The sequence below is a fragment of the Immundisolibacter sp. genome (assembly GCF_041601295.1).
Taxonomy (GTDB): domain Bacteria; phylum Pseudomonadota; class Gammaproteobacteria; order Immundisolibacterales; family Immundisolibacteraceae; genus Immundisolibacter.
On the sequence record NZ_JBFIII010000053.1, the window covers coordinates 1 to 20,388 of the forward strand.

The 20,388-nt window shown below is 65.5% G+C and carries 18 protein-coding genes; 4 read left to right on the top strand and 14 right to left on the bottom strand.

Features of this window, described 5'->3' with window-relative positions; genetic code table 11:
• Positions 1-726, top strand: a 726-nt coding sequence (locus ABZF37_RS08540) for a VacJ family lipoprotein (protein ID WP_372718859.1), incomplete at its 5' end; no start/stop codon positions are given.
• Positions 727-899: 173 nt separating this feature from the next.
• Here the strand turns inward: ABZF37_RS08540 and ABZF37_RS08545 are convergent.
• The 5 genes from ABZF37_RS08545 to ABZF37_RS08565 all read right to left on the bottom strand — a co-directional run bounded on the left by ABZF37_RS08545 (position 900) and on the right by ABZF37_RS08565 (position 8,262).
• Positions 900-2,216 (bottom strand): MFS transporter, encoded by a 1,317-nt coding sequence (locus tag ABZF37_RS08545; RefSeq protein WP_372718861.1) that lies wholly within the window; start codon positions 2,214-2,216, stop codon positions 900-902.
• Between the two features lie 131 nt (positions 2,217-2,347).
• A complete protein-coding gene (locus ABZF37_RS08550; RefSeq protein ID WP_372718863.1) occupies positions 2,348-3,382 on the bottom strand; it encodes an LLM class flavin-dependent oxidoreductase in 1,035 nt (344 codons plus the stop codon).
• Positions 3,383-3,598: 216 nt separating this feature from the next.
• Positions 3,599-4,000, bottom strand: a complete 402-nt coding sequence (locus tag ABZF37_RS08555) for a DUF2238 domain-containing protein (protein WP_372718866.1) — start codon at positions 3,998-4,000, stop codon at positions 3,599-3,601.
• A 24-nt stretch (positions 4,001-4,024) separates the two neighbouring features.
• Positions 4,025-5,812, bottom strand: a complete 1,788-nt coding sequence (locus tag ABZF37_RS08560) for a long-chain fatty acid--CoA ligase (protein ID WP_372718868.1) — start codon at positions 5,810-5,812, stop codon at positions 4,025-4,027.
• Between the two features lie 5 nt (positions 5,813-5,817).
• Positions 5,818-8,262: an acyl-CoA dehydrogenase gene (locus tag ABZF37_RS08565; protein ID WP_372718870.1), complete on the bottom strand. Its 2,445-nt coding sequence runs from the start codon at positions 8,260-8,262 to the stop codon at positions 5,818-5,820.
• A 95-nt stretch (positions 8,263-8,357) separates the two neighbouring features.
• Between ABZF37_RS08565 and ABZF37_RS08570 the strand changes: the two genes are divergently transcribed.
• On the top strand, positions 8,358-8,969 hold the full coding sequence (locus ABZF37_RS08570; protein ID WP_372718872.1) for a cysteine hydrolase family protein: 612 nt from the start codon (positions 8,358-8,360) through the stop codon (positions 8,967-8,969).
• 81 nt (positions 8,970-9,050) lie between these two features.
• The gene (locus ABZF37_RS08575; protein WP_372718874.1) at positions 9,051-10,388 is read left to right on the top strand and encodes a Rieske 2Fe-2S domain-containing protein; all 1,338 of its coding nucleotides are present in this window, start codon (positions 9,051-9,053) and stop codon (positions 10,386-10,388) included.
• A 109-nt stretch (positions 10,389-10,497) separates the two neighbouring features.
• Here ABZF37_RS08575 and ABZF37_RS08580 read toward each other — a convergent pair whose 3' ends face one another.
• Both ABZF37_RS08580 and pyrE read right to left on the bottom strand, forming a co-directional pair.
• A complete protein-coding gene (locus ABZF37_RS08580; protein WP_372718876.1) occupies positions 10,498-11,154 on the bottom strand; it encodes a hypothetical protein in 657 nt (218 codons plus the stop codon).
• A gap of 31 nt (positions 11,155-11,185) precedes the next feature.
• The gene (gene pyrE / locus ABZF37_RS08585; RefSeq protein ID WP_372718878.1) at positions 11,186-11,830 is read right to left on the bottom strand and encodes an orotate phosphoribosyltransferase; all 645 of its coding nucleotides are present in this window, start codon (positions 11,828-11,830) and stop codon (positions 11,186-11,188) included.
• Positions 11,831-11,892: 62 nt separating this feature from the next.
• Between pyrE and ABZF37_RS08590 the strand changes: the two genes are divergently transcribed.
• Positions 11,893-12,669, top strand: coding sequence for an exodeoxyribonuclease III (locus ABZF37_RS08590; RefSeq protein ID WP_372718893.1), 777 nt, complete (start codon positions 11,893-11,895; stop codon positions 12,667-12,669).
• Here ABZF37_RS08590 and ABZF37_RS08595 read toward each other — a convergent pair.
• From ABZF37_RS08595 to glmS, 7 genes are all read right to left on the bottom strand, one after another.
• Positions 12,641-13,216 carry an alpha-ketoglutarate-dependent dioxygenase AlkB gene (locus ABZF37_RS08595; protein WP_372718895.1) on the bottom strand — a complete coding sequence of 192 codons (576 nt, stop codon included), beginning with the start codon at positions 13,214-13,216 and terminating at the stop codon, positions 12,641-12,643. The genes ABZF37_RS08590 and ABZF37_RS08595 overlap by 29 nt on opposite strands.
• Before the next feature lie 53 nt (positions 13,217-13,269).
• On the bottom strand, positions 13,270-13,755 hold the full coding sequence (locus ABZF37_RS08600; RefSeq protein ID WP_372718880.1) for a cell wall hydrolase: 486 nt from the start codon (positions 13,753-13,755) through the stop codon (positions 13,270-13,272).
• Positions 13,756-13,935: 180 nt separating this feature from the next.
• A complete protein-coding gene (locus tag ABZF37_RS08605) occupies positions 13,936-15,237 on the bottom strand; it encodes an acyl-CoA dehydrogenase family protein (protein ID WP_372718882.1) in 1,302 nt (433 codons plus the stop codon).
• 165 nt (positions 15,238-15,402) lie between these two features.
• On the bottom strand, positions 15,403-16,464 hold the full coding sequence (locus tag ABZF37_RS08610; protein ID WP_372718885.1) for an acyl-CoA dehydrogenase family protein: 1,062 nt from the start codon (positions 16,462-16,464) through the stop codon (positions 15,403-15,405).
• Between the two features lie 58 nt (positions 16,465-16,522).
• Positions 16,523-17,914, bottom strand: coding sequence for an NAD-dependent malic enzyme (locus ABZF37_RS08615; protein ID WP_372718887.1), 1,392 nt, complete (start codon positions 17,912-17,914; stop codon positions 16,523-16,525).
• A 26-nt stretch (positions 17,915-17,940) separates the two neighbouring features.
• On the bottom strand, positions 17,941-18,918 hold the full coding sequence (locus ABZF37_RS08620; protein WP_372718889.1) for a LysR substrate-binding domain-containing protein: 978 nt from the start codon (positions 18,916-18,918) through the stop codon (positions 17,941-17,943).
• 96 nt (positions 18,919-19,014) lie between these two features.
• A partial coding sequence (glmS, locus tag ABZF37_RS08625; protein ID WP_372718891.1) for a glutamine--fructose-6-phosphate transaminase (isomerizing) occupies positions 19,015-20,388 on the bottom strand: 1,374 nt, incomplete at its 5' end.

The window sequence follows — 20,388 nt, forward strand, 5'->3', positions numbered from 1 at the left end:
GCCCTGTTCGGCTGGCTGCTCGCCGGCCCGGTGATGGCGGACGAGGACGAGGACTTCGCCGAGTGGGAACGCGAAATCACCCCCGAGGTGAACGACCCGCTGGAGCCGATCAATCGCGGCGTGTTCTGGTTCAACGAACAGGCCGACCGCTTCGTCATCAAGCCGGTGGCCAAGGGTTACGACTTCATCACGCCCAAGCCAGTCAAACGCGGCGTCAGCAACGTGTTCGATAACCTGTTCATGCCGGTGGTCGCGGTCAGCGACCTGCTGCAGGGCAACTTCCAGAACAGCGCCGAGGATGTCGGGCGCTTTGTGGTCAACAGTACCGTCGGTGTGGTCGGCATCTTCGACGTCGCCACCGGCTGGGGCCTGGAGCGCCGCCGCGAGGACATCGGCCAGGCATTCGGAGCCTGGGGCATCGGCGCCGGCCCCTATCTGGTGCTGCCGATTCTTGGCCCGAGTAACGTACGTGACGGCGTTGGCCTGGTCGGCAACTACTTCCTGCTGCCGCAGACCTATATCGACGATGAGGGCGTGCGATGGGGCGTGGCGGTATTGGGTGGTATCGACACCCGCTACCGCCTGCTCGACGCCAGCCGGGTGCTGGAGCAAGCAGCTCTCGACCGCTATGCCTTCGTGCGGTCATCGTATGCGCAGCACCGGAAGAATCTGGTCCAGAACAAGGACGGTGGCAAACCGGTACCCGCGGCAAGCTTCGGCCAGTAGGGCAAAAAAGGCGGTGGGCCCGAGGGCCCACCGCCAAGCAAGAAGGGCCTCGGGGCAATCCGGGGCCCTTTTTTGTTAGTTGTTGGCTTGAGCGAAAAACGGGCAGTTGTGGCCTTTTCCGGCGGACAGATCATCTTTGATCTAGCTCGCAAACTCCTGCGCGCCAAGCGCGATCACCGCCCGGTCTGGTCTGACCGCCCGTCCGCTTTGGAAGCGGGCTCCACCAGCGCCCCGCCGGTAACGTCCTGGGTTGGTTCGCCGGCGGCCGTCTGGCTGGCAATGTTCATGCTGCGGACGACCCCGCGGATACGCGGCAGCCGGCGCCCGAACCACAACGCCGCCAGCATGCACAAGCCGCCGCCAACGGCAACCGTGGCCGGTGCGCCGGCAACCTCGGCCAGGCTGCCGGCGAGCAGCGCGCCCAACGGCGCCATGCCCATGAACATCATCGCGTACAGCGACATCACCCGCCCGCGCAGGGCATCGGGCACCATCATCTGCAGCAGGGTGTTGGATGAGGCCATCTGCACCATCATGGCGAAGCCGGTCGGCACCAGCAGGGCGCACGATAACCAGAAATTTCGCGACTGCGAGAAGCACACCAGGCCTAGCCCAAAACCGAACGCCGCCCACGGCACCCAACTGCCAAGCCCACGGGTGCTGCGCCGTGCCGCGAGCAGCAGCGCCCCTGCCAGTGCCCCGCCGCCCGCGCAACTCATGAGGATTCCGAGCCCCTGCGGACCGCCGCCCAGAATGCGGTCCGCGAATACCGGCATCAGCACTGCGTACGGCATGCCGGCCAGACTGACCATGCCCAGCAGCAGCAACAGACTGCGGATGGGCAAGTGGCCGCGCACATACCGCACGCCATCCGCGATGTGCGTCAACATCGAGCCGGTCTGCACCGGTCGGCTGAACGGTTCGAGCCGCATCGCCAGCAGCGCGCCGAGCACGGTGGCGTAGCTCAGTCCGTTCAGCAGAAAGCACCAGCCCTCTCCGGCGGCGGCCACCAGCACGCCTGCCACCGCCGGGCCGATCAGCCGCGCGGCATTGAAGGCGGACGAATTCAGCGCAATGGCGTTCGGCAGATCCTCCCGACCCACCATCTCCACGGTAAATGCCTGGCGAGCCGGCAGGTCGAAGCCATTGACCATGCCCAGCAGAACCGCGAGCACAAACACGTGCCAGACCTCGACCCGCCCGCTGAGCGTAAGGGCTGCCAGACCAAGCGCAAGCACCGCGGACGCCACCGCCGTGGCAAGCAGCAGCCTGTGGCGACTGAAGCGGTCCGCCACCGCGCCGCCGAGCGGCGCCATCAGGAACACCGGAAACTGGTTGGCAAAGCCCGCCAGACCGAGCAGCACGGCCGAATCGGTCATCCGGTAAATCAGCCACGCCTGGGCCAGGGCCTGTATCCAGGTGCCGGGCAGCGACAGCAACTGGCCGAAGAAAAACAGGCGGAAATTGCGGTGGCGAAATGCGCGCAGCATCCCGGGCTGAGCGGGCGTGGGGTGGTCGGAATTCGTGGGAGACACCGTGTGGATCATGGCCTATTGTGGGGCGCCGGGACAGGCCGGGCAGCGCCCTGTGTGATTGCGTTCAGCTGGACGGCGATCGAGCCTCAGGCAGTGATGAGGCCGGTAACCGCCTCGCTATAAAGCGCCAGCGACTGCATGGACTCCTCCTGGCCGATGGAGCCCCAGACGAACTCCAGTAACAGATAGTTGCAGCCGGTCTCGGCGAAGAACTGTTCGGTCTGCGCCCGCACGGTAGCCGGGGAGCCAACGATGAACGTGTCGTAAGCCGCAAGCTGATCGTAATCGGGCGGGAACTGGGTCGCGACGGCGCCATTGTCCCGCCACAGCTTTTGCAGGCTGTAGTAAAAGACCGGATACGCCTCACGGGCCTTGCGCTGCGCCTGGGCGTCGGTTTCCGCAACGTACACCAGCCGAAACGCCCCAATGCGCGGGGTCTTCAGCTGCGGGTTGAGGCTGCTACCCTCCGCCTGAGCCTGCTGCCACAATTCCCGGTACACGCTTGCCTGGGGCGCGAGGGCCTGGTTCGGGCCCCCAGTGATCACGTTCATTCCCATGCCAGCGGCGTAGCGCAGGCTGCGTTCGCTATTGATGCCGTACCACAGCGGTGGGTTGGGTTGCTGCAAGGGCCGCAGCTCCATGGGTACGCTCCGGAAGCGGTAATTTCGGCTGTCGTGGCTCAAGGCCTCGCTGCGCAGCCCCTTGATCAGAATCTCCAGCACCTCTTCCATATCGTCCCGAGCTTGCAGGAACTGGGTGCCGTAATGACCGAGTTCGAATGGTGAAATGCCGCGACCGAACCCCAGCTCCAGCCGACCACCGCTCATGTGGTCCAGCATGCAGATTTCTTCGATCAGTCGCAGCGGGTGATACAGCGGCAGCAGATGTACCAGCGAGCCAAGCCGGATGCGCCGAGTGCGCTGAATCAAGGCGCTCAGGTATACAGCCGGCGACGGCGCCATGCCCAGCGGCGTGAAATGGTGCTCCGCCACGTGGTAGCACCAGTATGGCCCCTGATCCGCCAGCTCCAGAAACTGGCAGCGACCTTCGTAAAGCTCGGTCAGTGACTGACCGGGTCGACGCTCGACATGGTCCCAGATGCCCACGGAAACATCGCTCACGAGACTCCTCCCCGAATGCTTATTGGCTCCGGATGCAGACTGCACGGCCAGAGAATCTACGCTGATACAACGTGCCGATGACGGACGGGTAGCGCGCCAGCGCCTGGCTGGCCGATGTTGCCTCCGGCCTAGCACCTCAAGCTATAAGTTTGTGTACATGCCCAGACACGCATCCGTGCGCTGAGTGCGCGAAGCGAACCTCAGCAATAGCCGCAGCTATTGCGAGGATGAGCGACAAAGCACTCGGTGATGCGGGGCGGGTCGAACATAGCGAAATTTATAGGCTGAGGTAGTAGGTTTTACCATCCATTCGACAAGCTCGTAACCGGCACTGATCGCCAGAACCGCGCACAGCACCAGAAACGCCAGCATCCCCCGCCCGCGTACGGCGTAGCAATATCTCGCGAATGGCCAGTGCCTGCACCAACGCCACTGTGCAAAGTGGCCGCTCTTGTCGCACGGATTGCGCCCCACGTTCATCGGCGCTTCGAGCCAGAAACCGAACGGCACCCGCGCGTGGCTGTAAGCGCCGCCGACCATCAAAAATCGTAACCTGAATGAAGCGTAGCGGAATCCGGGACGTTGGCGATGACCTCCCCGTATTTCGCTGCGCTCCATACGGGCTCCCACCCTCGACGAGCCTCACCTCCGATATAACCCCTCGACCGCCTCCCGATACCGGTCAATCAACTGCCCGCGCCGGGTCTTCTGGGTAGCGGTCAGCAGGCCGTTGGCTTCGGTCCATTCGTCCAGCGTCAGATGCACCCGGCGCAGGCGGGCGTAGCCCGGAAAGGCATGCAGCGCGGTCTCGACCTTGGCCAGCACGGCCTGTTCGGCACGCGGATCGGCCAGGGACGCCGGGGCGTTGGCATCCAGACCCAGTCCGACGGCAAGGTCCGCCCATGGTTTGCGATGCAGCACCAGCACCGCGGCCAGATACGGGCGCCCCTCGCCGACCAGCAGCGCCTGGTGGATCAGCGGGTCGAGCATCAGTGCGTGTTCGATGTCGACCGGCGGCACTTTCTCGCCGTTGGCCAGCACGATGATGTCCTTCAGGCGGCCGGTGATGTACCAGTGCCGGCCCCGCTGAGCAGCGATGTCTCCGGTGTGCAGCCAGCCGTCGGCGTCGAGCACGGCGGCAGTGGCTTCGGCGTCGTGCCAGTAACCCGCCATTACGCCGGGGCTTTTGGCGAGCAGTTCGTCGCTTGGGCCAAGGCGCAGTTCCACGTCCGGCAGTGGCAGGCCGACGCTGTCGGGCCGGTTTTCGGCCAGGGTGTTAACGGCCAGCACCGGGCTGGCTTCGGTCAGGCCATAGCCTTGCAACAGCGGCAGGCCGAGGCTGATGAATAGCCGCGCCACGTCCGGCGGCAGGGCCGCGCCGCCGCAAATGGCCAGGCGCAGCCGCCCGCCCAGGCGATCGAGCACCGGACGGGCCACCTGTCGGCGCAGAAATGGCAACGTGGCCAGCAGGGGCGTACCAGAAGCCCGGCCTTGTGCGCGCTCGAAATCCCGCCAGCCGAGTTTTAACGTGGCATCGAATAGCCATTGCACGGGCCCAGGGCGCTGGCCAATACCCTCGCGGATGGCGATGGCGCTACGCTCGAACACGCGTGGCACGCTCACCAGCACGGTCGGCCGCACGACGACCAGATCGTCCGCCAGCTGCTGGATGCCCCGTCCAAACGCGACCGCCGCCCCGGCCAGCAGCGGTAGGTAGTAGCCAATGGTGCGTTCAAGCGTATGCGACAGGGGCAGGAAGGACAGGAACAGGTCGTCCAGCGTGACCGGCGCCATGGCTTCGGCCGCGGCGGCGTTCCACAGCATATTGCGGTGGCTCAGCATCACACCCTTGGGCCGGCCGGTGGTGCCGGAGGTGTAGACAATGCTCGCCAGCGCCTCAGCGTCGGTGCACTCGACGCCAAACTCCCCGTGCTCGGGCAGCCAATGGTCCAGCGACAACACACGGTCATCATCCGCGTCGCCCTGCGCCAGCACCACCCGCTCCAGCGCGCCCAGATACCCGTGCGGCAGTAGCGCCTGCCATTGCGCAGCAGTTTCGACCAGCAGCAGGGCAGCGCCGGAATGTTCCAGCACGTAAGCGGCGTTGTCCGGCCGGTCGTCCCGGTAGACCGGCACCACCACCAGCCCAAGTGCCAGCGCGGCCAGGTCAAAGCACACCCAATCCGGGCCGTTTGGCAGCATTACCGCCACCCGCGCACCTGTCGCCAGGCCCTCGCCGCGCAGCGCGGCCTGGAACCGCCCGACGCGCCGCGCTACCTGCTGCCAGGTAAGGTCCAGCCAGGCGCCGTCGTGGAAATAGCGATAAGCCACCGCGGCGGGGCTGCGGGCTGCGCGGGCGCTCAGCAAACCAGGCAGGGTACCTGCCTCGCGCCAGGGGATCGGGTCGTGACGGGCGCCCAACGTGCTCACCGTGCTCAGGCCGTTGTACTGACGCGCCTGAAGCTGCCGGCGGGAAAGGCATCGACAGCAATGATCTCGCGCAGCAGTTCCTGATACCCGCCCAGCAGGGCCACCTCGCCGGCGTCGAGCACACCGGCCGCCTGGGCCTGCGCGAGCAGGTCCTCGTCGGCGCCGACCGCCAGCTCGCCGCTTTTAAGCGCGCCGCGCAGCTTGCGCTGCACCTGTCCGGCGGCGTCCGCTTGCGCCAGGGCCAGTTCCAGCCGGCCGGTGGCCTCGGCCGGGTCCTCGGACAGATAGATGCCGTCGGTGAGACGGTCGCGGCTGTCACCGGGCGCGAGCAACAACTCCGCCACCTGCTGGCCAAGCGCGTCGTCCGGACCGTGGTGCGGCTGGCCGGTAGGGAACACCAGCCAGCGCAGGAGCCAGCCCAGCGCGCGATTCGGGTAGTTGGCAAACAGGCCGTCGAAGGCGGTGCCGATACGGGCCAGGCAATCGTCGAGCGCCCACCGCGCCAGGGGCAGATCTTCCGGCGGCTGGTCTTGCTGCTGAAAATGACGCAACACGGCGCTGGCCAGGTACAGCTCGGACAGCACATCGCCCAGGCGCGCCGACAGGCGCTCGCGGCGCTTCAGTTCGCCGCCCACCAGCAACATCGTGACATCGGCGCTGAAAGCGAACGCGGCGCTCATCCACGACAGGCGTTGCTGGTAGCGACCGCTGACTCCGTCCCCCGGCACCTGCGCCAGGCGCCCCCGGGTAAGGCCCAGAAAAAAACTGCGCGCCGCATTGCCCAGGAGGAACCCGGCATGTCCCAGCAACAACTGGTCAAAACGCTCCACCGCCAGGTCGGCGTCCTGTTCCTGCACCGCCAGCATCTCGTCCAGCACATAGGGGTGCGCACGCACCGCGCCCTGGCCAAAAATAATCAGGCTGCGGGTCAGGATATTGGCGCCCTCGACCGTGATCGCCACCGGCATCACCTGGTAGTAGCGGGCGAGAAAATTGCGTGGCCCCATCATCACGCCGCTGCCAGCCTGCACATCCATGGCGTCGTTGACCACACGCCGGCCACGCTCGGTGAGGTGGTACTTCAGGATGGCGGTCAGTACCGCCGGCTTTTCGCCGTGATCGAGCCCATACAGGGTGAGGCTTCGGGCGGCGTCCATCTGGTAGCAGTTGCCGGCGATACGGGCAAGCGCCTCCTGCACGCCCTCGAAACGGCCGACCGGCACGCCGAACTGCTCGCGCAGCCGCGCATAGGCGCCGGTGTAACGGGCGGCGACTTTGGCGACACCGGTGCTGAGCGCCGGCAGCGAAATGCCGCGACCTTCCGACAGGCAACTGACCAGCATTTCCCAGCCGCGACCGATGCCGGCCTCGCCGCCGATGATCCATGACAGCGGCGCGAACACGTTCTCACCATGCAAGGGACCGTTCTGAAATGGAACGTCGAGCGGCAGGTGACGTTCGCCGCTGCGCACGCCGGGCGCGTCGGCCGGCAACAGCAGCACCGTGATGCCGCGCTCCACCGGGCCTGCGAGCAGGCCGTCCGGGTCGCGCAGGCTGAACGCAAGACCGATCACCGTCGCCACCGGCGCCAGAGTGATGTAGCGCTTTTCGAAATTCAGGCGCACGCCGAGCACATCCTGTCCGTCGTGCGAGCCGCGGCACACCACCCCTATATCGGGCAAGGCGCTGGCGTCTGAGCCAGCCTGTGGGCCGGTCAGCGCAAAACAGGGAATGTCCTGTCCGCGCGCCAGACGTGGCAGGTAGTGGTCCTTTTGCTCTGGCGTGCCGTAGTGGCGCAGCAGCTCGGCCGGCCCGAGCGAATTGGGCACCATCACCGTAATGGCCGCTGTCACACTGCGACTGGCAAGCTGCATCACCACCGCCGAGTGGGTACGGTGGCTAAAGCCCTGGCCACCGTATTCAGTGGGGATGATCAGGCCAAAAAAGCCCTGCTCGCGCATGAATTTCCACACCGGAGCGGGAAGATCGGCGTCCTGGTGCGTGATGCGCCAATCATCCAGAAGCGCGCACAGCCGCGGCACGGGACCGTCCAGGAATGCCTGCTCCGCCGGCGTGAAAGGCGCATCGACAAAGCCGGCCAGCAGATCCCAGTCAGGCTGGCCACTGAATAACTCGCGATCCCACCACACGGTACCGGCGGCCATCGCCTCGCGCTCGGTGTCGGACAATGGCGGCAGCTGCCGACGGTAAAACGTCAGCACCCGCCCGGTAACGTATTCGCGGCGCCAGTCGTCGGCGTGCAGCAGCAACGCAAACGCCCCCCACAGTAACCACAACACCAGGGCCAACAGCACGGGAAAGCCGCCACTGATCGATGCCAGCAACAGGGTGCCGCCGAGCGCCGAAGTGGCTGCCAGTCGACCGAGTTGGCGATAGGCAGCGACGCCCCCGACCGCAAGCAGCGCCAGTAACCATAGCAACGCGTTCATCGATCCCCCCCCAATGATTGCCCCTGGCTGGGGCACTGCTTACAATCCGAACGATCGATAAGGCCAATCACTGAACCGTCCTCCTGGAGTAAGTCATGGCAATCAGCATCGACAAATCCAAAACCGCTCTCCTGGTTATGGACGTACAAAACGACATCACGCATATCGACTCGCCCATGGCACGCCAGCTTGGGTTTGCACAGATGATCCAGCAGACCGGCATGCTGAACAACTTACGCCGTTTGATGGATGCCTGTCGCGCCAACGGCGTGCCGGTGGTGCATGTGCTGATCGATCTTGAAGGTGGTGTGCAGCCGCGTTGGCCGCATCGGGGCGGGTTCTTTGAGCTGGTGAGCGGCGGCAAAGTGTGTAAACGCGGCACCTGGGGCGGTGAGGCGGCCGAACTGGTAAAACCGCTGCCCGGCGAGGCGATCGTGTACAAGTGCATCTTCAGCGCCTTTGTCAGTTCAGGCCTGCAGGAGCTGCTGGACGCGCAAGGCATTACCGATCTCATTCTGAGCGGGGTCAGCACCGACGCCGTCGTGGAATCCACCGCCTGGGATGCCAACGACCGCGGCTACAGCAATATCCTGGCCGAGAACTGCTGCATCGCCGGCAGCCAGGAGGCACACGACATCAGCGTGCAGCGCATGGCCGGGCGCTGCGACGTGGCCAAGGCCGACGAAATCATCGCTGCCCTGGCCTGACAACCTGTAACCAACTCACCAGCCCGTCTTCCTTCGCGCGAACTGGCGCGGATCAACCCGACACAACCCAGGAAAGACACTATGGACCAGATCACTGACCGCAACGGCCTGAACCTGTCCGACCTCCTGGATTGCGTGCGTGACGCCCCGGACGAGGGCCGCTTCGAGGTGGCGCGACGCATCTTTGCCGACCCGGCCATCTTCGAACTGGAGATGCGCAATATCTTCGAGTCGACCTGGGTCTACCTGGCGCACGAGAGCCAAATCCCGAACCCGCACGATTTTGTCGCCGCCCGCATCGGCCGCAAACCGGTGCTGGTCACCCGCGGCGAGGACGGGCGGGTCAACGCCTTCCTGAACAGCTGCTCGCACCGCGGGGCCGAGCTGACCAGCAGCAAGCGCGGCAACAAACGCACCCTGACCTGCCCGTATCACGGTTGGGTATACGACAGCAGCGGCCGCTGCATGAACGTGGATGCCGAGTCACGCGGCGGCTACACGGACTACTTCGCCAGTCTGTCGCACGATCTGGCGCGGGTGAAGATTGGCGTATACCGGGGCTTCGTGTTCGGCAGCCTTAACGAGGCCGTGGAACCGATTGAACAGTACCTGGGCGGCTCCGCCGCGGTCATCGATGCCATGGCCGACCAGTCCCCCGACGGGCTGGAGCTGGTCCGCGGCGGCATTCGATACACCTGCCGCGCCAACTGGAAGATGCAGCTGGAGAACATCGACGGCTATCACTTCTTTCCGGTTCACACCAGCTACATCGGGCTGATCCTGGAGCGGCAAAAGAAAGCCACGAGCGCGATCAAGACCATCGACCCCACGCAGATGGCCAGCTTGCCGGGTGGCAGCTACCAGTTCGAGAACGGCCACAGCATGGACTGGGGCCTGATGCCCAACGGCGACGACCGCCCGCTGGGTTTCCAGCGCGAGCGCATCACGCGTGAATTCGGGCCGGACAAGGCGCGCTGGATGATCGATGCGGTGCGCAACCTGGTGGTGTTCCCGAACCTGCTGCTGATGGACCAGTCCTCGTCCACGGTACGCATCGTGCATCCGCTGTCGGTCGATCAGACCCTGATCGAGGTGTACTGCGTGGCGCCCCGCGGCGAGCCCAAAGCGGCACGCGAACGGCGGCTGCGACAGTTCGAGGACTTTCTGGGACCTGCGGGGCTCGCCACGCCGGACGATCAGGCGGTGATGGAGGCCTGCCAGCGCGGCTTCATGGCCTCACACCGACCGTATCTGCAGGGCCATTTCCGGGGCATGACACACGTGACTGCCGGTGCCGATGACAACGCCCGGGGGATTGACCTTGCGCCGCAGTTCAGCGGCAGCGACATTGACGACGAGACTTTCACCCACACCCAGTACCGGCAGTGGCTGCGCCTGATGACTCAGCAAGGCGCCTGACGGTAAATCTTTAGCAGGAACGCAAGCACGGCCGGCGCGCCGCCTGCCACGCAAGACTCTGCACGATGGTCATCGGCCAGACGCATCGACAGCGCCGGCAGGGGCACGCTTACCGTTGTGCTGTAACCGATGAACCGGTCTTGCCCGTCAGGCGTTGGTAGCGCTCGATATCGGCGCCAAACGTGGCGCGTATGGCCTCCTGCTCGCCCTGGATCCGGCTGACGGCCTGCTCCTGTGCGATCAGGTCAGCCGCTGTCTTGGCCCGCGCATTGACCAGGGTTACCGGCGGTGCTCGGCCAGCGGCCTTGTGCTCGGCCAGGGTTGCATCCATCTGTTGCAAATTGCGCCGCAGATGTCCGATGGTGTTCTCGACCGCGCGCAATATCTGACTGTGGCTTTCCAGCTTGCTATCGCGCAGACGCCTGATGTCCGCGCTGCTGGCATAGGTCTGCAGCAGCATGCGGTCGTGGTTTTGCTGCGCTGCGAGCGTTTGCGCGCGCGCGTTTTCAGCCTCTTGTGCGGCGGCCTTGGCGGTCGCGTCCGCCTTGTCCCGCTGCGCCTGCTGGTTCAATTGTTCCGCGCTCAGCGCCGGCTCAACGCGATAACGCACCTTCAGCGTGTCGCGATCGAGTACCTCGTAGCCCGTCTGCGCATAGGCCGGCGGCAGACTGCTCGCCACGTGCATGCGACCGGCCTCGTCGCGAAAGCGGTACAGGCTGCCACCGCCAGCGGCCAGTACGTCTGAGGCAGCGAAGCCCGCCAGCATCAGGCAGACCGCAAGCAACCGACGCCGACGATCAGGCAACGCCATACTGCGCCCGATAGGTCCGGATGGCCGCTGCTTGGGCAGCCATCCGCGTGTCGTTTTCAAGGTATTGCATGAGTTCATGGAGTCCTGCCACCGCAACCACCGGCACGCCATGGCGTGCCTGTACCTCGGCTACTGCCGAATGTTCACCCTGCCCGCGCTCCTGGCGGTCCAGCGCCACCAGTACCCCGGCCAGATGCGCGCCGGCGCTCTGGATCAACGCCGCCGAGTGCTGCACTGACAGCCCGGACGAGATCACGTCGTCCACGACCATCACCGCACCGGCCAGCGGCGCACCGACGATGACGCCGCCCTCGCCGTGGTCCTTGGCTTCCTTGCGGTCAAAGGCGAAGGGCATGTCCAGATCCTGCTCGCCGGCCAACGCAATGGCGGTCGCCGCCACCAGAGGAATACCTTTGTAGGCAGGCCCGAACAACATATCGAACGGAACCGCCGCGCGCTTTAATGCCGCCGCGTAGTAGCCGCCCAGGCGGCGCAGGCGCTCGCCGCTGTTGAACAGGCCGGCGTTGAAAAAATACGGGCTTTTACGGCCTGACTTGAGGGTGAAGTCGCCAAATTTAAGCACGCCACTTTGGATGGCGAAGTCGAAGAACTCGCGCTGATAGACTTCCACGTCGTTTATCCAGGCCGATTGAAATTGATCGGTTCACACCGACAAAGCAGGGGAACACACCGCTGAAAATCATCACCCTGAACCTGAACGGCATCCGCTCGGCGTGGCGCAAGGGCGTGGCCGATTTTCTGGCAGGCGAAAACGCCGACCTCGTGTGCATGCAGGAAACCAAGGCGCAGCGCCCGCAGTTCTCGGCCGAGATGTTAGCACCGGGCTCCTGCCAGGGCTTTTTTCATGACGCCATAAAGCCCGGTTATAGCGGCGTGGGTATCTACACCCGGCGCACCCCAGACCGGGTCGTGGAAGGCCTGGGCTGGGCGGATTTCGACGCCGAAGGGCGCTGGTTGCAGGTGGACTTCGGGTGCTTGAGCGTGGTCTCGCTTTACTTGCCGTCGGGCTCCAGCAGCGAGGCGCGTCAGCAGGTGAAGTTCAGCGTCATGGAGCGCCTGACGCCATTGCTACGGCAGATGCGCAATGACGGCCGCGACTGGATCATCTGCGGCGATATCAACATCGCGCACAAGAACATCGACATCAAGAACTGGCGCGGCAACCAGAAAAACTCGGGATTTCTACCCGAAGAGCGCGCCTGGCTGGATCTGCTGTTCGATGAATTGGGCTGGGTCGACGCCTTTCGCGCAGTCAACCAGGAACCGGATCAATACACCTGGTGGTCCAACCGCGGGCAGGCCTGGGCCAAGAACGTTGGCTGGCGCATCGACTACCAGATCCTGTCCCCCGGGCTGCGGGACTGTGTACGTTCGGCACGCATCCACACCGCCGAGCGATTTTCAGACCATGCGCCGCTGATCATGGAATACGCGCTGCCACCGGCGTGATCAAGCGAAAGGTCAGATTGATGCGCGGTCCGACCGGGCGGCGCGTCTTAGGCACACAGTGACGCCAATGGGTTTGCAGCCGCCCGGCCATGACCAGCAGCGAACCCGCTGCCAGCGGTATATCCACGGAGGCCAGGTCGGCGCGGCGTCGATGCTTGAGCACAAGACGCCGTGTATCGCCCAGGCTCAGCGAGGCAATCACCGGTTCGGGCCCCAGGCTCGCCTCATCGTCGCTGTGCCAACCCATGCTGTCGGCGCCGTCACGGTACAGGTTGACGAGCACGCTGTTGAAGCGGCAAGCGAGCGTGGCCTCGATGCGTTGGCGCAGGTCCTCCAGCGACGCGGTCCACGGCAGGGGGTCCAGCGCCTGGCCACTGTAGGCGTAGCGGGCATCGGCATCGCCGTACCAGGCGCACAGGCGCGGCGTCAGCCGCTCGCGACCAAACAGCCACAGACGGTGCTGTTGCCAGGCGAGAGCTTCGGTCAGATTCGTCAGCAAGTTGCCGGCATCGTCAACCGACAGAAACTGCGGCAGCTGATAAAGCATGCCGTCCGGCAGCGACACAGGAACACTGCCAGGCGGCAGGCGCGGCGTACCTGTCAGCGGTAGAAGACGTGCCCGCCGATGCGGGCAAGGCGGGTCAGGCGCTCAGCCCAGGTCGGCTCCCTGGCCTTGACCCGCAAAAAATACAGGGCGCCTTGCGTGGGGTCCTCCACCTGCCCGGCCAGTACCTCACGCGCCACATCCTGGGACGACTCCCACATGCGGCCCGGCGCCGGCTTATCGCTACGCCCGTCGCACCACCAGCCGAACTGACACGGTCGCTGCTCGCCACCCTGTTGTACGACCTGGCACACCCCGCCGGGGAACTGGGCTTCGCGAGCCCGGTTGAGCACGACGTAGGCGACCGCCTCCTTGCCCTCGCGGGGTTCGCCACGGGCCTCGAAGTACACGGCAAGCGCCAGGCAACGCAGCGCATCGGGCGGCACTTCGCGGGCACCCGCGCGCGCGGGTGCTGGCAAGCCCAGCCCGGAAAACACCGTGACAAGCACCAAGGCAACCAGGGAAATTCGCTTTATTTTCATCATCATCCCGTTCCAGACGGGCAAAACCGATGGCCTTTATACCCCGGCGAGACGGCCCCCGCCAAGCCCTTTGGCCGGGAATCGACCCACTCGTCAGGCGTCGGTCCGGCGTGAACGGCCTTCGCCGGACCCAGCTGGCGTGACTGGAATCCGACCCGCGCTCGGTCGATCTAGCACTAACTAAAAGGCGCCGGACCGGCGAGGCGCATCATCTCCGAGCGGGGAGCGCCAACCGCCGCCGCGGGGCATGTCCCGAAAGGGCAGACCCTTGGGCGGCGGCTGTTCCTGTGGCAGACCCAGCAGGCGCTCGCCGATGATGGTGCGCTGAATCTCGTCGGTACCGCCGGCGATGCGCATGCAGGGGTTCTCCAGCAGCGCGGCCTGAAAAACGCCGTCCCAGGGCGCATCGGTACCTGCCAACATCGCCTCCGGCCCCATCAATTCCAGGCCGAAATTGGCCATCTCCTGCGACATACGGGCGAATTCCATCTTGACGATGGAGCCCTCGGGCCCGGGGATTCCACCCTGCGATACGGTGGTCAGCACGCGGTAGCTCATATGTGTCAGCGCCTTGGCGCGCACGGCAAACGCGGCAAGGCGTTGGCGGACCGCGCCGTCTTGCAGCGCCGATCGACCGTTGCGCTCGCATTTCGCGGCCAGTTCCAACAGATGGCGTAACTGCGGGCCACCGAAGGCGCCGGACGAACCCCAGGCACCCACAAAGAAACGTTCGTACATCAGCGTGGTAAGGGCAACCCGCCAGCCGTCGTTGACCGCGCCGACGCGGTCGGCATCGGCCACCCGCAGGTCCTCGAAACGCACATGGCTGAAGTGCGAACCTCCGTTCGGGTGACGCACATCCAGCACGCTGACGCCCGGGGCACGCATATCCACTACAAAGCAGGTGAGGCCCTTGTGTTTGGGACCGTCCGGATCCGTGCGGGTGACCAGAAAGCCAAAATCGGCATACGCGCCGTCGGATATCCAGATTTTCTCGCCACGGATGCGCCAGGCGTCGCCTTCGCGCGTGGCAGCGCAGGCCAGTGCCGCGAAATCCGATCCGGCGCCTGGCTCACTGAACAGCTGGCACCAGGCGTACTCGCCGCGCAGGGTCGGCGGCAGCCAGCGCTGTTTTTGCTCCGGTGTTCCATGCGACAGCAGGGTGTAGCCCACGTGCCCCTGTCCCATCAGCAGCACCGCCGGGGGCGTCACCACGCGGCGCTCCTCCTGGTTCCAGATGATCTGCTGCATGATCGTGCCACCACGACCGCCGTACTCCGGTGGCCAGAACACGCCTGCCCAGCCAGCATCGAACTTGCGCCGCTGCCAGGCGCGGGCGGCCTGCATCTGCTCGGCACTTGGCCAGTGTTCGAACACACCGGGCTCGACCTGGGCCGGATCGCGCGGCGTGGCGTTGGCGGTCAACCAGGCGCGCGCCTGATCACGAAACGCGGCTTCTTCGGGGCTGTCTCGAAAATCCATGTTTTGCTTCCCGGAAATGTCCCATCAACCCGGTCGGTTCTGCGGCACACGGATGGGCCACCGTCTTCAGACCCGGGCAAGGCGTCAAGGATGAAGGAGTTCGAAAATCACACGCGTCGGGCTCCGTGGCCTGAGAAGTCCAGGATGGACCGATTCAGGCCTCGATCAAAGACTTGCCAGCAGCACGGGCGAGTCGACCAGGCCCTCACGCCATACGGCGGCGCTGCCCAGCGCTGCCTCCAGCGCGCGGGCGCGGCGCAGGTGCAGGTGCGCCTCACAGGCCCAGGTAAAACCAACACCACCATGGATGTGCAAGCACTCCTGCGCTGCTGTCAGATACGTGTCAGTTGCGCTGGCGCGCGCCAGTGCCGCAGCCAGACTCAAGCTTGTCGGGTCAGCATCGGTCAGCGCAGAGGCGCCGTAATAGGCATTGGCGCGGGCCAGTTCGATCTCGACGTGCAGCGCCGCGAGTTTGTGCTTGACTGCCTGAAAGGCGCCGATCGGCTGACCGAAGGCGTAGCGCTCCTTGGCATAGGCGACTGCCAGATCCAGACAGCGCTGCGCACCACCGAGTTGCTCGAAAGCAGTGAGAATGGCGGCCCGCGCCCGCAAGCCGTCGGCGGGGCCAAGCGGATGCGCCAGGGCGCTATCGATGTCCAGCTCGGCGGCAGTGTGGGCCAGATCCAGCGTGGCAAGCTGGCGCCGCCGCGCCGTGGGGCGGCGCAAGTCGACCAGCCAGGCATCACCCTTGGCATCGGCGCACAACACTGCGTCGGCCACCAGGCCATCTGCCACCGGGCTCAAGCGACCGCTTGCCTTGTCGCCGCTTACGGCAACCGCTGGCGTCTCGGCGCCCGGTGGTGGCAGACACAGCGCCACGCGCAAGGCGCCGACGGCAAGTTCATCCTGGTATGCCGCGGACCCAGCCGTGTTCAGCGCCTGGCCGGCAAGCAAGGTTGCAAGCAGCGGTACGGACGCTAGCGCACGCCCCGCTTCGTACGCCACGAGTGTCTGCTCCTCGGTGCCCAGGTCGCGGTGGTGCTGATCAGGGCCCATGCTGTGGCCCAGCCACTGCTGCTCGGCCAGCGCCTGCCATAACTCGGCATCGAAGGCGGCGATACCGGCGTCGGCCAGAGCACGCAGTTTCGGCGGCGCCTCGAAGCGACCAAGCAATACGGCGAGCTCCTCTGCGAGCGCCAGCTGGGCCGGGGTGTAGGCAAAATTCATGGTGTTCTCCCTCCAATGATTCTGCAGCGAGCCAGCCAGTGCCGGCCGTGGCCACGACTCAGCGCCGCGCCACACCGTCTTGGCGTGCCGCCTGTTTTACCGCTTCGGCCACCGCCAGGGCCACCGCCGGGTCGAACACGCTTGGAATGATGTAGTCGGCACTCAGCGCCGGGGTCGGAATGACGTCGGCGATGGCGCGCGCGGCAGCCAGCTTCATGCCGCCGGTAATGCGCAGGGCCTGGCAATCCAGAGCACCGCGGAACAGGCCGGGGAAACACAGCACGTTGTTGATCTGGTTCGGGTAGTCGCTGCGGCCTGTAGCCATGATGGCGACCCGTGGCAAAGCGACGGCGGGGTCGATTTCAGGATCCGGATTGGACATGGCGAAAACCACTGGGTCCTTGGCCATTTCTCCCAGGTCTGCCGCGCCGATCAGGTTCGGGCCCGACAGGCCAATGAAGAAATCTGCTCCCCGCAGCACCTCGTGCAGGCTGCCCGCCTCATCGTCGGGGTTGGTCTTGGCCAAGTACGCGCGCTTGGCGGCATTCAGGTCGGTGCGCCCGCTGGCCAATGCGCCGCCGCGATCACACCCAATGATGTTCCGTACGCCCAGTTCCAGCAGGATCTCGGTACAGGCCGTCCCGGCAGCTCCGACGCCGGCCACCACAACTTTAAGGTCTGCGGCGTGTTTGCCAATGACTTTAAGGGCATTCAGGAAAGCCGCCGCCAGCACCACGGCGGTGCCGTGCTGGTCGTCGTGAAACACCGGGATATCGAGCATCTCCTGCAAGCGGCGCTCGATCTCGAAGCAGCGTGGCGCGGCGATATCCTCCAGATTGATGCCCCCGAAGCCGGGCGCAAGCGCGGCCACGGCGGCGATCACGGCCTCCGTGTCCTGCGTGGCAAGACAGATCGGAAACGCATCCACGCCCCCGAACTCCTTGAACAGCTGTGCCTTGCCTTCCATGACCGGCATGGCCGCGTAAGGTCCGATGTTGCCCAGGCCCAGTACTGCTGAACCATCGCTGACCACGGCCACCGTGTTGCGTTTGATGGTCAGATTCCAGGCCGCCGCAGGGTCGGCGGCAATGGCCTGGCACACACGCGCGACTCCGGGCGTGTACACCATTGATAGCTGATCCCGGGTACGCACCGGCGTTTTGCTGCTGACCTCGATCTTGCCGCCCAGGTGCAGCAGGAAGGTGCGGTCCGACCAACTCTGCACCTCGACACCCGGTACCGCATGCAAGGCTGCCACGATGCGCTCGGCATGCGCCTCGTCGCGGCTGTCGATGCTGACATCGCGCACCGTGTGCTCGGCATCGGCGCGCACGATATCGATGGCGCCGACGTCACCGCCCTGGTCACCGACCGCCTTGAGCGCTTCGGCCAGCAGGCCGGGCCGGCTTAGCAGATGCAGGCGCACGGTAATGGAGTTGTTGGGGTTCATCGAGCAGGGCTCCGTGCGGGACGAGGTCAGATCATGGCCGCCGGAGCGGTGGATGCAATCAGGGCAGCGATAGCCTGCGGCTGGCGCAGGACACGGGCCTCCTCCACCACCGGCCGGGTCAGGTGCGGTGCCAGCAGCGCGATAAAGTCGTAGACATAGCCACGCAAGTGGCGGTCCGGAGCAAACGCCACGTGGACGCGGCCCTGTGGCAGCAGGGTGCCGACATCGCGCGCCACCAAACCGGCATCCTGCACAGGATCGAAGGCGTCCGCCGCCATCAGGCCCAGGCCGAGTCCTTCCCGCACATAGCGTTTGAGTACCGACGTATCGACCGCCGTCAGCGCCAGCTGCGGGTTTAATCCCACGGCCCGAAAACAGTCCTCCAGCGCCGAATGACCGTTGAAGGCAAAGCTGTAGGTCACCAGCGGATGCTCGGCGATTGTCGCCAGTGTCAGCGGCGCGCCCCGTGCCAGCGGATGCTCGGCCGGGCAGATCACCGCGTAGCGCCAGGTAGACACCGGCAGCAACACCAGACGCGGGTACAGCGTGACCTCGTCCGTGGTAATCACCAGATCCACGTCGTCCTGACCGGCCAGGTCCGCCAGTTGTTGAGGCGTACCCTGGAACAGATTCAGACGCACTCGCGGGTAACGCTGATGAAATTCCCGCAGCACCGGCGGCAGCACGAAGCTGGCCTGCGTGTGGGTGGTAGCGATGCCCAGCTCACCGTGGTCCGGGGTGGCAAAGTCCCCGGTCAGGCGGCGGATGTTCTGGCTGTGCCCAAGGATTGCCTCGGCCTCGCCGAGCACCGCCTGGCCCGCCGCGGTCAACCCGACGAACTGCTTGCCGCGGCGCTGGAACAAATCAACACCCAGTTCCTGCTCCAGCAGGCGAATCTGCTTGCTGACGCCCGGCTGCGAGGTGAACAGATGCGCCGCCGCGGCCGACACCCTCAGATCCCGACGTACGATCTCGACCAGGTAACGCAATTGTTGCAGCTTCACGGCCAGGGACCTCGCGAGCAATGAGTCATGGGCGGCCACCCGCGCCTGACCCGGCAATGGTCCCGCAGGGCAATGGTCACGTGCCAGCGTGCACCGCTACTCGACGGTGACCGACTTGGCAAGGTTGCGTGGCTGGTCGACGTCGGTGCCGCGAATCAGCGCCACGTGGTAGGCGAGCAGTTGCAGCGGCACCGTGTAGAGCACTGGCGCCAGGTGCTGAATGCCGTCGGTCGGGATTTCGACCAGTGCGATGTCAGTGCCGTCGAAGCCGGCCTTGGCATCGGCAAACACCAGCAGGCGCCCACCGCGGGCGCGGACTTCCTCCATATTTGACCTGAGCTTTTCCAGCAGCGGGTCACTCGGCGCCACGGCAACGACTGGCATGTCGGCATCCACCAGCGCCAGGGGGCCGTGCTTGAGCTCCCCGGCAGCATACGCTTCCGCATGGATGTAGGAGATCTCCTTCAGCTTCAGGGCGCCCTCCTGCGCGACCGGGTAATGCATGCCGCGGCCCAGAAACAAGGCGTGATGCTTGTCGGAGAATCCCGCTGCAAGGCCGGCGACAGTGTCGTCCAGCGCCAGAACCTCCTGGACTGCCGCCGGCAGGCGTCGCAATTCGTCGACCAGTGCCGTCTCCGTGTTCGCATCTAGGCGATGCCGACGACCGAGCGCCAGCACCAGCAGCATCAACGAAACCAGCTGGGTGGTGAAGGCCTTGGTGGAGGCGACACCGATCTCCGGCCCGGCGTGGGTCATGAGTTTCAGATCGGCCTCGCGGGTGAGGGAACTCTCCGGCACATTACAAATGGCAAACGTGTGCGCAAAACCGCGTCGCCGGGCCTCACGCAAGGCCTCCAGTGTGTCCGCCGTCTCTCCGGACTGCGAGATTGCCACCAGCAGGGCATCGGCCGGCACCACGCTGTCGCGGTAGCGGAACTCGGATGCGATTTCCACCTGGCACGGCACGCCGGCCAGCGCCTCGAACCAATAACGGGCTACACAACCAGCGTGGTAGCTGGTGCCACAGGCGACAATGCGCACCTCACGCACGCGATCCAATACCGCAGCAGCGTCTATGCCGAACGCCGCTTCCAATACCCGCGTCTCGCCAAGGCGGCCGTCCAGCGTATCGGCAATCGCCTGCGGCTGTTCGAAGATTTCCTTCTGCATGTAATGCCGGTAGGTTCCGCGCTCGGTAGCGGCGGCAGTCAGGCTGCTGCGCTGCAGAGGCCGCTCTACTGGCCGACCGCTGGCGACCAGCACCCGCACCATGCCGATGCGCACCTCGGCCACGTCGCCGTCGTGCAGGAACAGCATGTCCTGGGTGAAAGGCACCAGCGCAGCCGCGTCCGACGCCAGATACGCGGCGTCTGGCGCCAGGCCCACGACCAGCGGGCTGCCACGGCGCGCAGCGATCAGCCGCTCGGGATCAGTCCCGGCCAGCACGCCGATGGCAAACGCGCCGTGCAA